General features: G+C 60.2%; 12 protein-coding genes. 1 reads left to right on the top strand and 11 read right to left on the bottom strand.

What is annotated here, in order from left to right; all coding sequences use genetic code 11:
- Position 1: 1 nt before the first annotated feature.
- Both QSV77_RS20795 and QSV77_RS20800 read right to left on the bottom strand, forming a co-directional pair.
- Complete coding sequence (locus tag QSV77_RS20795) at positions 2-1,753, bottom strand: type I secretion system permease/ATPase (protein ID WP_302734906.1); 1,752 nt, start codon at positions 1,751-1,753, stop codon at positions 2-4.
- Positions 1,754-1,863: 110 nt separating this feature from the next.
- Positions 1,864-7,800, bottom strand: coding sequence for an Ig-like domain-containing protein (locus QSV77_RS20800; RefSeq protein ID WP_302734907.1), 5,937 nt, complete (start codon positions 7,798-7,800; stop codon positions 1,864-1,866).
- A gap of 251 nt (positions 7,801-8,051) precedes the next feature.
- On the opposite strand from QSV77_RS20800, the gene QSV77_RS20805 reads away from it, so the two are divergent.
- Positions 8,052-8,912, top strand: coding sequence for a LysR substrate-binding domain-containing protein (locus QSV77_RS20805; RefSeq protein WP_271363001.1), 861 nt, complete (start codon positions 8,052-8,054; stop codon positions 8,910-8,912).
- A 29-nt stretch (positions 8,913-8,941) separates the two neighbouring features.
- Here the strand turns inward: QSV77_RS20805 and QSV77_RS20810 are convergent, their stop codons facing one another.
- The 9 genes from QSV77_RS20810 to QSV77_RS20850 all read right to left on the bottom strand — a co-directional run bounded on the left by QSV77_RS20810 (position 8,942) and on the right by QSV77_RS20850 (position 16,492).
- Positions 8,942-9,637: a NapC/NirT family cytochrome c gene (locus QSV77_RS20810; RefSeq protein WP_269702659.1), complete on the bottom strand. Its 696-nt coding sequence runs from the start codon at positions 9,635-9,637 to the stop codon at positions 8,942-8,944.
- Positions 9,638-9,639: 2 nt separating this feature from the next.
- Positions 9,640-10,131: a nitrate reductase cytochrome c-type subunit gene (locus QSV77_RS20815; protein ID WP_142842879.1), complete on the bottom strand. Its 492-nt coding sequence runs from the start codon at positions 10,129-10,131 to the stop codon at positions 9,640-9,642.
- A complete protein-coding gene (gene napA, locus QSV77_RS20820) occupies positions 10,101-12,605 on the bottom strand; it encodes a periplasmic nitrate reductase subunit alpha (RefSeq protein ID WP_302734908.1) in 2,505 nt (834 codons plus the stop codon). The genes QSV77_RS20815 and napA overlap by 31 nt, the downstream gene beginning before the upstream one ends.
- Positions 12,580-12,867: a chaperone NapD gene (locus tag QSV77_RS20825; protein ID WP_269702552.1), complete on the bottom strand. Its 288-nt coding sequence runs from the start codon at positions 12,865-12,867 to the stop codon at positions 12,580-12,582. The genes napA and QSV77_RS20825 overlap by 26 nt, the downstream gene beginning before the upstream one ends.
- The gene (locus QSV77_RS20830) at positions 12,860-13,360 is read right to left on the bottom strand and encodes a ferredoxin-type protein NapF (RefSeq protein WP_302734909.1); all 501 of its coding nucleotides are present in this window, start codon (positions 13,358-13,360) and stop codon (positions 12,860-12,862) included. The genes QSV77_RS20825 and QSV77_RS20830 overlap by 8 nt, the downstream gene beginning before the upstream one ends.
- A gap of 6 nt (positions 13,361-13,366) precedes the next feature.
- Positions 13,367-13,552 carry a periplasmic nitrate reductase, NapE protein gene (napE, locus tag QSV77_RS20835; RefSeq protein WP_046800942.1) on the bottom strand — a complete coding sequence of 62 codons (186 nt, stop codon included), beginning with the start codon at positions 13,550-13,552 and terminating at the stop codon, positions 13,367-13,369.
- A gap of 197 nt (positions 13,553-13,749) precedes the next feature.
- On the bottom strand, positions 13,750-14,937 hold the full coding sequence (locus QSV77_RS20840; protein WP_302734910.1) for an NnrS family protein: 1,188 nt from the start codon (positions 14,935-14,937) through the stop codon (positions 13,750-13,752).
- Positions 14,934-15,686 (bottom strand): ATP-binding cassette domain-containing protein, encoded by a 753-nt coding sequence (locus QSV77_RS20845; RefSeq protein WP_302734911.1) that lies wholly within the window; start codon positions 15,684-15,686, stop codon positions 14,934-14,936. Before QSV77_RS20845 ends, QSV77_RS20840 begins: the two co-directional genes overlap by 4 nt.
- Positions 15,683-16,492, bottom strand: a complete 810-nt coding sequence (locus QSV77_RS20850) for an ABC transporter permease (RefSeq protein ID WP_142842884.1) — start codon at positions 16,490-16,492, stop codon at positions 15,683-15,685. The genes QSV77_RS20845 and QSV77_RS20850 overlap by 4 nt, the downstream gene beginning before the upstream one ends.
- Positions 16,493-16,497 lie beyond the last annotated feature (5 nt).

The raw sequence follows: 16,497 nt of genomic DNA on the forward strand, positions 1-16,497 counted from the left end.
TTCAAGCCTTTCCTGTTTCCGCCGCCTGCACGACCTTAAGCGCGCCTGCCGTGCCGCCAACCGGGCGCAGCACCTTGGCAAGCACCTCCTCTTTCGGACCGAAAGCCTGCTGTCGTCCGTCGGCAAGCATCAGCACCTTGTCCACGGCAAAAAGCGCGCTTGGACGGTGGGCGATGATGACGGCCACACCGCCACGTTCGCGAACCCCGAGAATGGCTGCGGTCAGCGCATCCTCACCCTCTGAATCGAGGTTGGAATTCGGTTCGTCGAGCACAACCAGAAACGGTTCACCATAAAGCGCTCTGGCAAGGGCGATCCGTTGTTTCTGCCCCGCCGACAATTGCCGTCCGGTTTCTCCGACCTCGGTGGAATAACCATCCGGCAGGCTGATGACGAGATCGTGAATTCGCGCCGCGCGCGCCGCCGCGATGATCTTCTCCGAACGCGCTTCCGGATCAAAGGAGGCGATATTTTCGGCGATCGTGCCGTCCAGCAGTTCGATAGATTGCGGCATGTAGCCGATATGGCGCGCCAACGCCTCCGCCGGCCATTGGTCGAGCGTCGCACCATCCAGCCGAATGGCACCTTTGAGCGGCCGCCAAAGGCCGACGAGAAGCCGTGCCAGTGAACTCTTGCCGGAGCCGCTTGCGCCGATCACACCAAGGGCGCTGCCGGCTGCGAGTGTGAAGACGATGTCCTGCAGCACCGGTTCAGTCGCTTCGGGCGGCATGGCACCCACCCGCTCGACCGACAAAAGGGCGTGCGGCGCGGGCAGATCCATACGCGCGGTCCCGTCCGGCAGCAGCGCCAGCGTTTTTTCAAGACGCCGGCGGCTTTGCCGGGCGGCAATGAAACCTTTCCAGTTGGCGATGGCAAGATCGACCGGCGCCAGCGCCCTTGCAGACAGGATGGAACCGGCAATGATGATGCCCGGCGTCGCCTGTTCGTTGATGACGAGCCAGGCACCGACCGCGAGGATGCCGGATTGCAGTAGCATGCGCAGCACCTTGCTTGCCACGCCGAAACCGGAGGCGATATCGCTTGCCGACCTCTGCTCGCGAACATAGGCGCGGTTATCCGTCTGCCAGCGTGCGCGTAGGGGTGAAGCCATTCCCATGACGGAAATAATATCGGCATTACGGCGGCTGGTTTCGGCCAGTCGGTTACGTTTGGCGGAGTGGTACGCCGCCTCTTCCACCGGACGCCGTGACACCAGCTCCGTCATCAGCGTGAAAATCGTAAGAATGGCGGCACCGGCAAGCGCGGTGACACCGAGCCAGAAATGAAAAGCGAAGCAGATAGCAATATAAAATGGCAGCCAGGGCAGATCGAACAACGCAAGCGGCCCGCTGCCGGACAGGAACGAGCGGATCGTATCGAGATCGCGGAGCGGCTGCGCCTGACGGCCGCTGACGGGCAGGCGCAGCTGAAGGCCGATAACCGCATCGTAGACCTTCGATGACAGCGCCTGATCGAGACGATCGGAAAGCCGCACCAGCAAGCGGCCACGCAGCGCATCAAACAGGCCTTGAAACGCGTAAAGCACCACGACGATGCCGAACAGGGCGACCAGCGTCGGCAGGCTGCGGCTCGGCAGGACGCGGTCATAGACCTCCATCATGAACAGCGAGCCGGTGAGATAAAGAATATTGACCAGAGCGCTCATCAGCCCGATGCCGATGAAAGCGCCGGCACAGCCGGCGAACACACCCTTGATCTGGCGAACATTATTATTGGCAGAGTGAAAACGCATTTTTACTATCCGTTGAGATCGCGATGGCGGTATCAGCCGGCGATAACGTGCCGGTGACAGGCGCCTGCGAGCGACAAAAGGCGCATCCGATCGGATGCGCCTTTCATGGTTCAGGCGAAGCGGAAGTCGTCGATGGCGAATTGTTCCGTCTTCACATTGGCGAAGGTGATGGAAGAGCCGTCGTTGAAGGCAATCTCAGCGCCGTTTTCCCCATTGGTAAAGGAGCCGGACGCGATGAGTGCCTGGTAGTCCGAGAAGACATCCTTCGAGAGCTGAACGACATCCTTGCCCTCGGCACCGGCCTCGAAGTCGGTGACGACATCGCGACCATTACCGGCGGCGAAGACGAAGGTGTCGGCACCGCTGCCACCCGTCAGGGTATCATTGCCGGTGCCACCGCTCAGCGTATCATCGCCTGCGCCGCCATTCAGCGTGTCGTTTCCGGCTCCACCGCTTATAACGTCGTTACCGGATCCGCCCATCAGCACGTCATTGCCCGCACCGCCGTCGATCACATCATTGCCCTCGCCGGCGAGAACACGGTCGTTACCGGCTCCGGCATCCACCATGTCGTTGCCTTCGCCGGCAACCATCGTGTCGTCACCGTCGCCGCCTTCGAGCATATCCTTGCGGCTGGTCCCGATCAGCATGTCGTTGCCATTACCGCCTTCAACGATGTTGTATTCGGTATAGCCGTCCACCGTGACCGTTGTCGTGCCCTTGGCTTCGCCGCCATTTGTGTCACGAACCGTGTAGCTGAGCGTCACGGTCGCCTGCTGTCCATCTTCCAGCGCCGCAAAGGCGGAGGAAGGATCGACAACCAGCTTGCCGTCCACCACCGAGAAGGCGGCAGCCGCCTGCTGATTGGTTATGGCAAGGCCCGCAACCGCCGTCACGGCGATGCTGACGAGTGCAAGACGGTCAGCTTCCACATCGGTGTCGTTGGCGACGAGATCGAAGGCGGCTTTGTCCTTTTCGGGGAGCGCAATCCTGTCTGCAACAGCAACAGGCGCGTCGTTGACGGGAGCGACCGTCACGGTCACCACGCTCTCGACGCTGGCGCCCTTACCGTCAGAAACGACAACCGTGAAGCTGTCGGTTCCGTTGACATTTATGTTCGGCGTATAGGTCCATTCACCGGTTGCGGCATCGATCGCGACAGTGCCCTTCGAGGCATTTGCGCCCGTCTTGATGGCATAGGAAAGCGTGTCGCCATCGACGTCGGAGGCGACGACCGTGCCTTTAAGGGCGATATCCTCGTCGGTTGTCACGGCGATGGAGGCGGTGACAGGCACGTCATTGACCGGCTTGATGGTGAAGGCCGCAGTCGCTTCGCTGGAACCGCCGCGACCGTCGGCGATCTTGTAGCTGAAGGATGCCTTGCCGTTGAAATTGGCGGCCGCGGTAAAGCGGATGCCGGCTTCCTCCAGAACCGCCGTGCCACCAATGACACGGAAAACGCTGGCCACTGCCAATACGTCCAGATCGGCGTCCTTGTCATTCGCAAGCAGGGCGCTGAACGGAATGAGGAAGGACACGGCATCCTCATTGATCGCGGCAAGCGTTTCAGACACCGCGACCGGACCCCGGTTCACGAGACCCTTGGTGATGGCCTCGCGGCCGAGGTTTGTACCATCAGCGAAACGCAGCATTTCGATACCGCCATCCGCCAGCTGGTTGCGCAGCGACAGTTTTTCGCCGCCCGCCAGTTCGATTTCGACGGACTGGCCATATTTGCGCAGAACAGCCTCGCTTCTGTCGATATTGTGCAGGTAAAGAATATCGGTCCCACGAGCTGCCGGCGCAGCCTCGATGATGATGTCGGAACCATCACCGCGCCCGTAACGATAAAGGTCCGACCCATCGCCTCCGATCAGCAGATCGTTGCCACGGCCGCCCTCGATGAAATCGTCGCCAAGACCACCTGAAATCATGTCGTCGCCGGCATCACCCCAGAGCTTGTCATCACCGGCACCGCCGGAGAGCCCGTCGCGGCCAGCACCACCGATCAGCGCATCATCACCATTGCCGCCATCCAGACGATCATCGCCCGATGAGCCGAGGAGCGTATCGTTACCGTCGTGGCCGAGGATGGTCGCATCAGCGGTTTTGGCTTCAAGTAAGTCGTGGCCGTCTGTACCGCTGATAATATTTCCTGCATCAAGCCCGGATTTCAGGTCGACGACGGTCAGATTGTCGAAAGTCAAACCGGCATTGCCCCAGGAATAAAGACCGAAGGTACCGGCATCGAGTTCGCGGTCACCGATCGGATAAGCGAACAGCGCCTCGTCATTGAGGAAGGCTGTGATCTTGTCGCCGACGACTTCGGCGCGAAGCTTCATCGCCTGACCGGGCTCGTATTTGCCCGGAACCTGGGCAAGAATTTCCTCGATGCCGTTCTTCATGCGCACGAGGTTGAAGATGCTGCCGGCGCCGTTGCCGGGGCTACGGTCGAGAATGCCGTCGGCATCAAGTTCCAGCTTGTAGTAATTCTTGCTGTCCTTGTAACGGAAGAGGAAGCCGAGGCCGTCCTTGTCCGGGGTCTGGAACGTCGCCTCAACGGCATAATCCGTCCAGGCAAGCGCCGCCGGATCCTGAAACAGCGCATAGGTGCCGAGACGCAGCACGTTGACGCCATCGCCCATCGGGCTCCATCCGCGCTTGTAGTAGTCGGAGTTGGTTGCACCGCTCCAGGTCAGTTCGCGGCTGGCAAGTCCCGTCGTCTGAAGCAGCTTGCCGTTGGAAATCAGCCATTCAGACGACTTGCCATCCGGCCCGATACCGCCGAACTCGCCCTCATCAACGATCTTGAAACGCGCCATTGCCGCGGCGGAAGAGAAATCCTCGGCAACAAGGATTTTCGTCCTTTCGACGACGGTGATGTCGATACGATCGGTTGAAATGGAACCGTTAGCAGCCGTAACCTTGAGGAGCAGTTTATTCACGCCCGCATCGAGGATGACATCGGCCTTCTTACCGGTTGCGACGACATTGCCCTTGAGGTCGGTCCAGGTGAAGTCGGTCAGTTGCTCTGGCCCGAAAGAACCTGATGCGTCGAGTGTCACGGACGCCTTGCCGTCGCCATCGATGTCATAGGTTCTCTGGTCGATACCTGCTTTCGCGGTCGTGACGGCCTTCGTCACTACGATATCGTCAAAAACCGAAGCCCGCTGGCCGCTGGAGTAGACGCCGACGGTGCCGCCGGAAAGCGGCGCGTTCGTATCCACGACAGGACCGCCAAAGACGTTCTTGTCACCGAGGAAGACGTTGATGGAGCCGCCGACCATCGCAACGGTCAGCGGAATTTCCATATTGTAGGGCGTGCCTTCCTTCACCTCGGCAAGCACGACCGACTTTCCGTCGGCGACCTTTACGAGCTGGCGACGGTTCGTTTCGCCATCCATGGCGAAGCGGTAGTAGTTGTTCGCGTCCTTATAATAGAAGTAGACGCCCATCGCATCGTTATCGAGTTGCGTCAGCGTCGCCTCGAAGACGTAGTCGCTCCAGGTCGCTGACTGGGCGCCGATATAAACGAGCTTGTTGCCGGCCGCATCGCTCTGGTCGAAAAGCGCGGCTTCGGGGGCGGCAAGACCAGCGGTCGCGGTCGGACGGGAAAACACCGTGCCCTTCAGCAGGAACCGGCCGGTATTGCCATCGGCAGCCCCGAAATCGGTGGCCCAGCCGTCGGCTTTGCCGTCGTTGAAGTTTTCAATGAGCAGGGTGCGGTCGCCGCGTACCAGAACATCGACCTTATCAGTGGTCTTGACGCCATTGGCGTCCGTTGCCGTGAGCGTCAGCTTGTGCTTGCCAAGAGCGAGATCGACTGAAGCCTCCCTGCCTTCTGCAACGACGTCACCATTTTTATCTGTCCAGACGAAGCTTTGAATCTCACCAGCCAACAGCGACTTTGCCGCCGACAGGGAGACAGCGGCGGAAGATGCGCCGGTGGAGCCGTTGGCGACGATGTCATCCCCGGCCTCAGCCATGGCCCGCGCCGTGCCGTGGCCGACATGGACGTTCTCGAACACTTCCTGATGGCCGCGATAATAACCGGTCAGGCCATCGCGATCGAGTTCCGGCTTGGTGCGATAACCGTCGAGATAGTCGTCGAAGGCAGTGAAATAGGTTTCGGTGGTGATGCGGTTATTGTCGGGATCGATGGTGATCAGGCGCATCGCACCGTTACCGCCATTATTACCGCGGGATTCGACGCCGTTTCCGGTGATTTCACGCGATACACCGTTCTGGTAGTTGACCAAGAACTGGAAGACTGGCTCGCCATACTGGTTGTACGTGATGTCGGTTTCCGCGCCGTCGCCGAAAATATGGCCGGAGAAGGTCATGACGATGTTTGGATAACGCGACAGCAGGGCGCGCGCGACATATTCGCCGTCGTTTGCACCCCGCTGATCGGTGCGCATGCCATAGTCGTAACCCGCACCTTCGTCGTAAAGCGGCAGGGCCAGATTGTCCTGGCGTGTTGCATAGCTCGTCAGCGAATGAGTGGCGAGCATGACGCGGTGGTCGGGGAATTTCTCGATGACATCGCCCGCCCAGCGGATCACGTCGTCGCGCGGGCCGAATTCGAGCGAGATCGACAGCCATTTGGTGCCGTCAGGCGCGGTAAAGGTGCTGTAGGTATTGCGCGCGGCGGCCTGTTCCTGATCGTAGGCGCCGCCGAAGACGCCAGCATTGGTCGCAGCTTGCTTTTCGGCAGAGAAGCGGCGGTCCAGTTCAACGGAGGTGTGGTCAGCCGCGCTTCCGCCATTAGCCTGATCGTGGTTGCCCGGAAGCAGCGCGTAAGGCACCTTACCGTCAAGCTTGCGCAGCGCCGGTTCGGCGATGTCCCATTCGGCCGGGCGGTTGTTCTGGGTTATATCTCCGACATGGCTCATGAAGACGATTTTGTGGCTATCGCGATTGTCGACCAGCCATTGCGTCATCTCGCCGAACAGGTGCTTGATACCGTCATTGGAGGTATAGTCCTGCGTGTCAGGGAACACTGCGATGGTGTAGGCATTCGGGCCGGCGACACGCACGCGGAAGTCGTCCGTAACGCTCTTGCCGGCGCTATCAGTTGCCGTCACTCGGATATCGGAATGACCAAGGGCGGCAAAATCGAGCGTCAGCTTGTTGCCGTCCGTCAATACCGCATCCACAGTCTCGTTCTTACTGTTTTGAACCGTAAATGTGAGCTTCTCACCGGAGAAATGCTTCGACAGATCGATGGTCACATTCGCCGCATCCGGCGTAACCATCATGTCCTTGATCGCAGACGTTTTAATAACCGAGGCCGTATCGACTGCGGGTTTTTCACCGATGGCAAGAATACCGGCCTGGGCCGGTGTCTTAAATTCCAGGGTCGTGCCTTTACCAGTGACTGTACCACCTCCCATAACCGGTGAGGCCGAGCCTTCGGCGAAACGGGTTTCGAGGACGCCAACCTTTTCGGCCTCCACCTTCATCTCGACCGGCAAAATGCCCGTGGCCTTGGGGCCTCCGAGATAGGATACCTCGTCAGCAGTCAGAGCCTGTTTGAGGAACAGGAAATTGCTAAGATAACCGGGCGAAGTCTCACCATCCTCGTCAGAGAAGATCAGGAAGCCCTTGGACATGTCGATGGCGAAGCGACCAGCAGCGGATGCCGCGATCTTCTGCTCGGCGACGAATTCTCCATTAATATATTTCTTCATCGAAACCGCACCGCTGGCGTCCGTTTCGATTGTCAGGCCTATGCGGTTCCAGGCGTCCAGCCTGGCTGTGCCGCGATAATCGCTGCTGATGCCGAGACCATAGCTGTCGCCGCTTGCCTTGCCGAAAATATCGCCGTCGCTGACATTGGTAAGGTCGGTCTGCAGAAAGGGCATCCAACCGGAGGAGCCATTCTTCGGGAAATAAACGTCATAAACGAGGCTGTAGGACGTCGCCATGCCGGTACCATTCGGCGAGACCAGAATGCCCTGTTGCTGCGACAGCCGCGGAATGGCCAGCAGCCAGTCGGAAGAGGATTCGATGGGATTGGCGATCGGATTTTGGGAGGTCGTCATCTCATTGGCCTTTTTGCGTGAAACGGGTTGGCCCTTTGGCCATGCCGGTACGATTAAGGACGGGGACTAACGCGCCGATGACGAATTCCTAACAAAGTGTAAACGCGCCATAGCGTTTTCCCATGCCCGCCATCGGTTTCGCAGCAGGGTAAACGAAACCTTCCCGCAGGCGTCATGGAGTTGTCAGCGTTTTCACCGATAATTACTTCGCATCGGTCCAGTCGTGTCGACCGGCGGCAGAACAGGACCCCATGTCGACCACGCAGCTGAAGGCCTTTCATATCGTCGCGCAATCGGGCGGTTTTTCCCAGGCTGCACGGGACATGGCGATAAGCCAGTCCACGCTTTCGGCCCATGTTCGGGAACTGGAGGCGATCAGCGGCGTGAACCTTCTGGAAAGAAAACCGCGGGGGGTGAGCCTCAGTCCGCAGGGCGAACGCCTGTTCGAAATCACCGCTCGCCTGTTCCAGGCGGAAAATGAGGCGAAGGCCCTGCTTCGCGGTGGGGAAAGTGCCGCCGGCGGGCACCTGCGCGTTGCAGCCGATGGCCCCATCCTGCCACTTCCCATTCTTTCGCGATTGAAGGCCGAGCGGCCGCAACTGACCTTTTCCCTTTCGGTCGACAATTCGGCACGGGTAGTGGAGCAGATCATCGACTACCGGGCCGATGTCGCCATCACCGCCCGCGCACCCGACGATCCGCGCCTTTACGGTGTCAAATTTCTCAGCATGCGGCTTGGTTTATGCGTACCCGTCTCGCATCCGCTGGCTGCGCGGCAGAACGTCCTTATGGCCGAACTGGAAGGCCTATCCTTCGTCATGCGCGAGCGCGGATCGCGCACGCGTGAAATCTTCGAAAAGAACCTCGCCGATCACGGCATCTCCATCCAGCCCGTGATCGAAATCTCCTCCAGAGAAGGCGTGCGGGAAGCGATTGCCAACGGGGTGGGATGCGGTGTGGTCGCCGATCTGGAATTCGGCCACGATGCGCGGCTTTCCTTCGTTCCTCTAGGCGACGCCCGCGAACTGATCGACGAATACGCCGTCTGCCTTGCCGAAAGGCGGCATCTGCCCCTATTGCGCCGGTTCATCGAGGAAGCCGGACGGGTCTGACCCCGGCTTCCCATGCCCGCATCTGATGCTCAGAAAACGTTCCTGTGCACATCGCTCATGGCGCGGCGCAAGTCATCGACCGCAGACGCCGTCTGTCCCGGTTCATCGTTGAGCGCCGGCGGCATTTTCCAGCCGGGATCGATGCCTTCCATATTCGGCAATTCATGGGCGATGCCCTTGTGGCAATCGATGCAGGTGGCCTTGCCCGTCAGCAGATATTTGGAATGAATGTCGGCAGCACGCTGCGTCTGCTTGGTAAAGTCCATGGCGGCGGAGGAATGGCAATTGCGGCATTCCAGGCTGTCATTGGCTTTGAGGCGCGACCATTCGTGTTGTGCAAGCTCAAGGCGATGGTCGAGAAATTTCTTGCGCGTATCGATGGTGCCGAAGATCTTGCCCCATACCTCCTTGGAAGCCTGCATCTTGCGGGCAATCTTGTCCGTCCATTCATGCGGCACATGGCAATCCGGGCAGGAGGCGCGCACGCCGGAACGGTTGGAGAAATGCACCGTTCGCGTCAGTTCCTCGTAAACATTCGCCCGCATCTCGTGGCAGGAAATGCAGAAGGCCTCCTTGTTGGTCATTTCAAGCGCGGTGTTGAAGGCGCCCCAGAACATCACCCCGCCAACGAAGCCGCCGAGGGTTAGAAAAGCAAGGCTGAGCGTGGCGGCCGGCGTCGTCAGAACCACCCACAGCCAGGCGAGGAGCTTTTTCACACGGGCGATCATCATTCGCTACCCGCCGGTTTGACACCCATTTCGCTCATGTCCTGAAAGGTGTTGGGCACGAGCGGCCGCGTATCGGCCTGCGGCACATGGCAGGCTGTGCAGAAATAGCGACGTGGTGAAACATCCGCCAGCATCTGGCCTTCCCGCGTCATGTAATGGGTGACGCTGATCATCGGCGCGCCGGAGTCCTGCGTGAATTCGCGCTTGTGACAGGACAGACAGCGGTTGGTATTGACCGAAAGCTGGTAACCGTCGATCGAATGCGGGATGACCGGCGGCTGCTCTGGATAGGCACGCATGCGCCTGAAATCGTCGATCACCCATTTCGGCAGGGGTTTTGCCGGCTCGGTCCTCATGGCATCGCCGCGCGGGCCGGACAATTCCGGCACCATCTGCGCAACGGCTCCCGTCGCCAGCGCCACGACCAGAAGCGTGGCGGCGATCCATCCGTGTTTCCTGATCATGCGACTGGCTCTATCTTGACTGCGCATTTCTTGAAATCCGTCTGCTTGGAGATGGGATCGGTTGCGTCGAGAGTCACCTTGTTGATCAACTGGCTGGCGTCGAACCAGGGAACGAAGATGACGCCGGGCGGCATGCGGTTGCGGCCGCGCGTTTCCACGCGGGAGCGGATTTCGCCACGGCGCGAGACGATGCGGATTTCCGCACCCTGATTGAGCCCGCGCTTGCGCGCATCGGCGGCATTCATGAAACAGCGAGCGCCGGGAAAAGCCTTGTAAAGTTCCGGCACGCGCATGGTCATGGAGCCGGAATGCCAGTGCTCCAGCACGCGGCCCGTCACCAGCCAGGTGTCGAATTCCTCATCCGGGGATTCCGCCGGCGGCTCGTAAGGCACGGCGATGATGACCGCCTTGCCATCCTTGTTGCCGTAGAACTTCACGCCCTCGCCCGGCTTGACGTAGGGGTCGTAACCCTCGCGGTAACGCCACAGCGTTTCCTTGCCGTCCACCACAGGCCAGCGCATGCCGCGCACCTCGTGATAGGCATCGTAAGGCGCCAGATCGTGGCCGTGACCGCGCCCGAAAGCGGCATATTCCTCAAACAGACCCTTTTGCAGGTAGAAACCGAAATCCGTGGATTCCTGGTTCTTGTAATCCGCATTGATTTCGCTCAGCGGGAACTTACCGACATCGCAATCCTTGTAGAGAACCTCAAACAGCGTTTTGCCGCGATAGTCCGGATTGGCGTCCAGCAGTTCCGCCGGCCACACCTCGTCGGTGGTGAAGCGCTTGGAAAACTCCACCAGCTGCCACAGATCGGAACGCGCCTCGCCTGTCGCCTCCACCAGTTGGTGCCAGACATGGGTGCGCCGCTCGGCATTGCCGTAAGCCCCTTCTTTCTCCACCCACATGGCGGCGGGCAGGATGAGGTCGGCACTCATGGCGGTGATGGTCGGATAGGCATCCGAGACCACGATGAAGTTTTCGGGATTGCGATAACCGAGATAGGTCTCGTTCTTGGTGTTGGGACCGGCCTGGACGTTGTTGTTGACCTGTACCCAGTAGAAATTCAGCTTGCCGTCATGCAGCATGCGATCCTGCTGCACGGCGTGGTAACCCGGCTTTTCCGGGATGACACCGTGCGGTATGCGCCAGATTTCTTCGGCATGTTTGCGGTGTTCCGGATTGGTCACCGTCATGTCGGCCGGGAGGCGGTGGGCAAAGGTTCCCACCTCACGCGCCGTGCCGCAGGCCGATGGCTGGCCGGTGAGCGAGAACGGGCTGTTGCCCGGCTCAGAAATCTTGCCGGTCAGAAGGTGGATATTATAGACCATCTGGTTGGCCCAGACGCCGCGAACATGCTGGTTGAAACCCATGGTCCACAGCGACATGACCTTGCGTTTCGGGTCGGCATAAAGCTCGGCCAGTTCTTCCAGGAAGCCGGCTTCCACCCCGGTCATGGCGGCGGTTTTTTCCAGCGTGTATTCGGAGACGAATTCCTTGAAGGTCTCGAAATCGATCGCCTCTGTCTTGGTCGGATCGGCAGAATTGGCGGCGTTCACCTCCACCGGATTGTCGGGCCGCAGGCCATAACCGATATCGGTGACACCACGCACGAATTTCGTGTGGTTCTTCACGAAGTCTTCGTTGACGCGGCCGGTCTTGATGATGTGGTTGGCGATGTAATTGAGGATGACGAGGTCCGTACCCGGTTTGAAGATGATCGGAACATCGGCCAGATCCATGCTGCGATGGGTGAAGGTCGAAAGCACCGCCACCTTCACATGGTCAAAGCCCAGACGCCGGTCGGCAATGCGGGTCCACAGAATGGGATGCATCTCCGCCATGTTCGAGCCCCAGAGCACGAAAGCATCGGCGTGTTCGAAATCGTCGTAACAGCCCATCGGCTCGTCCATGCCGAAGGTGCGCATGAAGGCGTAAGCGGCCGAAGCCATGCAGTGACGGGCATTGGGATCAAGATTGTTGGAACGGAAACCGGCACGCATCAGCTTGGTCGCGGCATAACCTTCGAAGATCGTCCACTGGCCCGAGCCGAACATGCCGACGGCTGTCGGCCCCTTCTCCTTCAACACCCGCTTGCACTGCTGCGCCATCACGTCAAAGGCCTCGTCCCAGCTCACCGGCTCGAACTCGCCGTCCTTGGCGTAGACGCCGTTTCTCTTGCGCAGAAGCGGGGTCTGCAGCCGGTCCTTGCCGTACATGATCTTGGACAGGAAATAGCCCTTGATGCAGTTGAGGCCGCGATTGACCTCCGCCTGCATGTCGCCATGGGTGGCGACAACCTTGCCTTCCTTGACGCCAACCATGACGCCGCAGCCTGTGCCGCAGAAACGACAGGGCGCCTTGGACCATTTGATCTGCAATGCGGAAACACCGCCCGGCACTGGCTGGGCGGCGGCCGGCAGCGCAATGCCCGCCGTTGCCGCCGCAATGCCGGCGGCATGGGCCTTCAATAGATCACGCCGCGTCAGTTCGCTGCTCATCGCCGCCTGTCTCCTCTGTGTCGACGTGTTCGAAAACCATGTTGGCGGCAATCACACCGTCGAGTGTCGAAATATAAGTGAGCGTATCGCCCAGCATGCCGGTGCTCGTGCCGTCTATGACGATGACAATCTTGCCGTTGCCCTCACCATGAACCTCGACATTGTCGAGCGTTAAAAGCGTTGCGAACACGGCGTCCCGCACCTGCGGCATCACCGCCACGACAGCGCTTGAGACATGATACCGGCCTGTATTTTCAGGCATATTGCATCTCCGTGGCTGTTTCCTTGATCTTGATCACACCCGTCGGGCAGACGGACACACAGGCCCCGCAGCCGGTGCAGGCATCCGCGATAAGCTCGGGCACGAAGGGGCCGCCGCGGCGGGGGTGAAACCGGATGGCCTCGGTCGGACAGGCATCGCGGCAGGCTTGGCAATCGACATTGCCGAAGGCGAGACACCCATCGCCAATCGCCATGACATGATCGAAGCGCTGCGCCGCAGGGACGGCAAAAACCGGCTCGGGGCAGGCTTCCGCGCATTTGCCGCAAAAGGTGCATTCCCCGGCCGAGAAATCGACCGAAGGCGAGCCGCCCGACAGGGTGATGATGCCAGTGGGACAGGCTTCTACGCATTTTGCGCAACCGCTGCAGGCGGCGAGGTCGCTCAACGCGACCCCGGGGGGACAGATACGTGTTTCCCGTTTTTGTCCGCCGCGCAGAAAGTCACGCCGGCTGAGAGAGACTTGCATCGTCATTCGCCCTCAATGGCCGGGCGGCCCCGGCGGCCCGTAAATGATCTGGAACATCCAGACGATGAAGCCATAGGCTCCGACAAATCCGACCGCCAGCACAGGCCAGATCCCAAAGGCCAGAACGGCGAAGGTAATAAGCTCCCTCGTCCGGCTCGGCTTTCCATCTGCGTGTAGAGGCGCGACTATTTTGGGCATATTCGCGTTTCCCTGTTCGGTTCGAGTTATCATCGGCCAAAAGGCAGAAATATTCAACCACTTGATTTTATTGATTATTTATTTGAAATAACATTCATCAATAGTGCTGGCCTAAGTCACTGATTTCATATTGCGCTTTTGCCGAAAAAATAATCAGGCCACACGAAAGCGTCGAAGGCGGGGGAACACGTTGCGCCTCAGCCGCAAGCTCCCGCTGCATCAACTCCGGGCGCACGCATGAAGGGCAGGAAGCCCTGAAGCCAGACCCCGAAACTTGCCGCCCACAGGATAGCACTGAGGCCGTGATGATGGGGTGACAGGGATGCTGCGAAATCGAATTCCGGCAGGATGCGGATCAGCCCGGCCGCCACCATCAGGGCGGCGGCCATATGCGCCTGCCACGGCAGATATGTCAGGTTGCGTCCGGTATGCCGCAGCCCGGCGATGATGAACACCGCCATGATGGCGCAGCCAAGCGCGCCCACCGACAACAGGTGCAGGCCAGCGGCGGGCGTGACGGAAAAACCGAGCCGCACCGCCCCGAGCACCAGAAAACCCGCACCGGCAAAGGCATTGCCGAGGCCGAGCAGCAGCACCTCGGTTTTGAAGGCGGCACGCCCGATGAACCACTCTGCCAGTCGGTCAAAAAACGCCGCACCGGCCGCAAGCGCCAACCAGGCGCAGACATCGCTTTCCGGAAAGAAGAGTTTCGCCACTATGTAAAGCGTCACCATGGCGCCCGCCATGTGCTGGCGGCCGGGATGGGGCCGGTAAGGCGTGGTCTCGCCGCTCGGATCGAGCGCCAGATTGATGACGACCACATTGATGCGCGCCGCCGAGAGCGAAAACAGCACGGTGAAGATGCACAGCGCCGCCTCCAGACAGCGGGCTGCGAGTTCCAGATCACCGATCCACCAAGCATAGCGCACGCCGGTCTCCATCGCCGCAAACAGAATGAGCCAGACGAGGAACGCCAGATGTTTCGTCGTTCGCCGCACGAGCATCGCCTTGCCGATGAGGACGGAGAGCGCGAGTAGAAATGCCAGATCAAAAAAGCCCGCCAGCAGGCTCCACGCATCGGCCCCCACGAAACCGATCAGGCGGCCCGGCAGCCAGAGACCGGCAAAATAAACAAGTGTGCGACCCGCCGCCGCTTTCGTATCGGTCCATTCAGGCACTGCCGAGCCGAGAAAACCAGCGAGCGCCATGCCATAGGTGCCGAAAATCATTTCATGGGCATGCCATTGCGAGGGCGGAACAGCATCGGCAAAAGGTAAGGCGTAGCCGCCGATGACGACCCACAAGAACGGCCAGACCGCGCCATGCAGGGCTGCCAAAGGGAAAAACAGCCGCAAGGCTTCCGAAAGGATTGGTGGCTGTCTCATCGCATCCGCTCCTTTGCCGAAAACAATTCGGCGAAAGCCGGGCTCTCGGACAGGAATTCCACTTCGTCGAACACTGCGCGCGCCATGCGCCGCCCCGGCGAACCGGCCGGAGTATGTGCGGCAACAACCCGGCCATCGACGCCGGAGAGCACGATCAGCCTGTCGGCCACCAGCAGCGCTTCATGAAGATCGTGGGTTACGAGGAGCGTGGAGAAACCACGCCGGCGAGCAGCATCCACCAGAAGTTCCTGCAAATGCCGGCGCAGGCCGACATCAACAGCACTGAAGGGTTCGTCCAGAAACAGCATGTCCGGTTCAACGGCAAGCGCACGCGCCACCCCGGCACGCTGGCGCATGCCGCCGGAAAGCTCGACCGGATATTTGTGAAAATCCGTCTCTTCCAGACCGACTTCCAGGGCAAACTGCCCGGCGGTTTCCCGCCGTTGCCGTTTTGGCATTCCGGCTGCCGCAAGGCCATAAGCGATATTGTCGATCAACGTCATCCACGGCAGCAACCGCGACTCCTGAAACACCAGGCCCTGCCTGCGGTAATTGCGCCGCACTCGGCCGCGAACGGGATCGATGATACCCGCCGCGATCTGCAAAATCGTCGTCTTGCCGCTGCCGGAAGGGCCGAGCAACGCCACGGTTTCCCCCGGTGCGATGCGGAGATCGAAATTCTCGAACAGGCTGCGGCCGAGAAAGGCGTGGCCGACATGCTCGAAACTCAAGGCAGAATGGTCGCTCATCGTTTGACACCCCATGGCAATCCGGCGGCGCGCCAGCGTTCCAGCGCTTCGCGCAGCAGATGCAGCAGGCCGTAATCGGTGATGAGCGCCAGCGCGACGGTGATGGTGAGCCAGGCGCTCACCTGCGCGATATCGAACAGCGCCCGTGCAGTGGCCAGTTCACCGCCGATGCCGCCGGAATTCGATAGAAGCTCCGCCATGACAGTTACTTTCCAGGCGCTTCCGGCCGTGGTCGTCCATGCCGGAAAGAGATAGGAAAGCACATGCGGCATGGTGACGGTGCGCAGCCGGTAAAACCACGAAGCGCCAAAGGCCTGCGCCATCACCTCCAGCTGACGGTCGCGCTTGGCCACTCCTTCCAGCGCGCCCGCGAAGGAAACGGGCGCTGAAGCAATGACCACAGTCATGACGGCCGTGCCGCCAGACGAACCGAACCAGATGAGCGCCAGCACAATCCAGCCGATGGGCGGCACGCCGAGCAGGACGGTGACAACAGGCTTCATCAGCCGCATAGCAGCGAATGAATAGCCTGCCAGTAGGCCTGCAACCGTTCCGATGCCGGCGGCAATGGCAAAACCGGTCAATGCCCTGATGGCGCTTTGCGACAGGATGGCGAAGAAATCCGGCCGCGCCGCCAGAAGCCCGATTGCCGCGAAAGTCTCCCCCGGCGAGGGCAGGATGAAGGAGCCGTAAATCTCATGCCCGGCCTGCCAGGCGGCGAGAAAACAGAAAATGCCGGAAAGCCCGGCCCAGCCCGCCCAGAGATAGCGACCGGTCCAACCAAGACTTTCAAGAATGCGGTTCATGCCTG

Source organism: Agrobacterium sp. V1 (genome assembly GCF_030518355.1).
GTDB lineage: Bacteria > Pseudomonadota > Alphaproteobacteria > Rhizobiales > Rhizobiaceae > Agrobacterium > Agrobacterium cucumeris.

What these genes read in the sequence shown, in the direction of transcription:
- QSV77_RS20800 (WP_302734907.1), bottom strand. Translation starts at nt 7,800, where the DNA reads ATGACGACCTCCCAAAATCCGATCGCCAATCCCATCGAATCCTCTTCC.
- QSV77_RS20850 (WP_142842884.1), bottom strand. Translation starts at nt 16,492, where the DNA reads ATGAACCGCATTCTTGAAAGTCTTGGTTGGACCGGTCGCTATCTCTGG.
- QSV77_RS20805 (WP_271363001.1), top strand. Translation starts at nt 8,052, where the DNA reads ATGTCGACCACGCAGCTGAAGGCCTTTCATATCGTCGCGCAATCGGGC.
- QSV77_RS20795 (WP_302734906.1), bottom strand. Translation starts at nt 1,753, where the DNA reads ATGCGTTTTCACTCTGCCAATAATAATGTTCGCCAGATCAAGGGTGTG.
- QSV77_RS20815 (WP_142842879.1), bottom strand. Translation starts at nt 10,131, where the DNA reads ATGCGCAGTCAAGATAGAGCCAGTCGCATGATCAGGAAACACGGATGG.
- QSV77_RS20825 (WP_269702552.1), bottom strand. Translation starts at nt 12,867, where the DNA reads ATGCCTGAAAATACAGGCCGGTATCATGTCTCAAGCGCTGTCGTGGCG.
- napE (WP_046800942.1), bottom strand. Translation starts at nt 13,552, where the DNA reads ATGCCCAAAATAGTCGCGCCTCTACACGCAGATGGAAAGCCGAGCCGG.
- QSV77_RS20840 (WP_302734910.1), bottom strand. Translation starts at nt 14,937, where the DNA reads ATGAGACAGCCACCAATCCTTTCGGAAGCCTTGCGGCTGTTTTTCCCT.
- QSV77_RS20845 (WP_302734911.1), bottom strand. Translation starts at nt 15,686, where the DNA reads ATGAGCGACCATTCTGCCTTGAGTTTCGAGCATGTCGGCCACGCCTTT.
- napA (WP_302734908.1), bottom strand. Translation starts at nt 12,605, where the DNA reads ATGAGCAGCGAACTGACGCGGCGTGATCTATTGAAGGCCCATGCCGCC.
- QSV77_RS20830 (WP_302734909.1), bottom strand. Translation starts at nt 13,360, where the DNA reads ATGACGATGCAAGTCTCTCTCAGCCGGCGTGACTTTCTGCGCGGCGGA.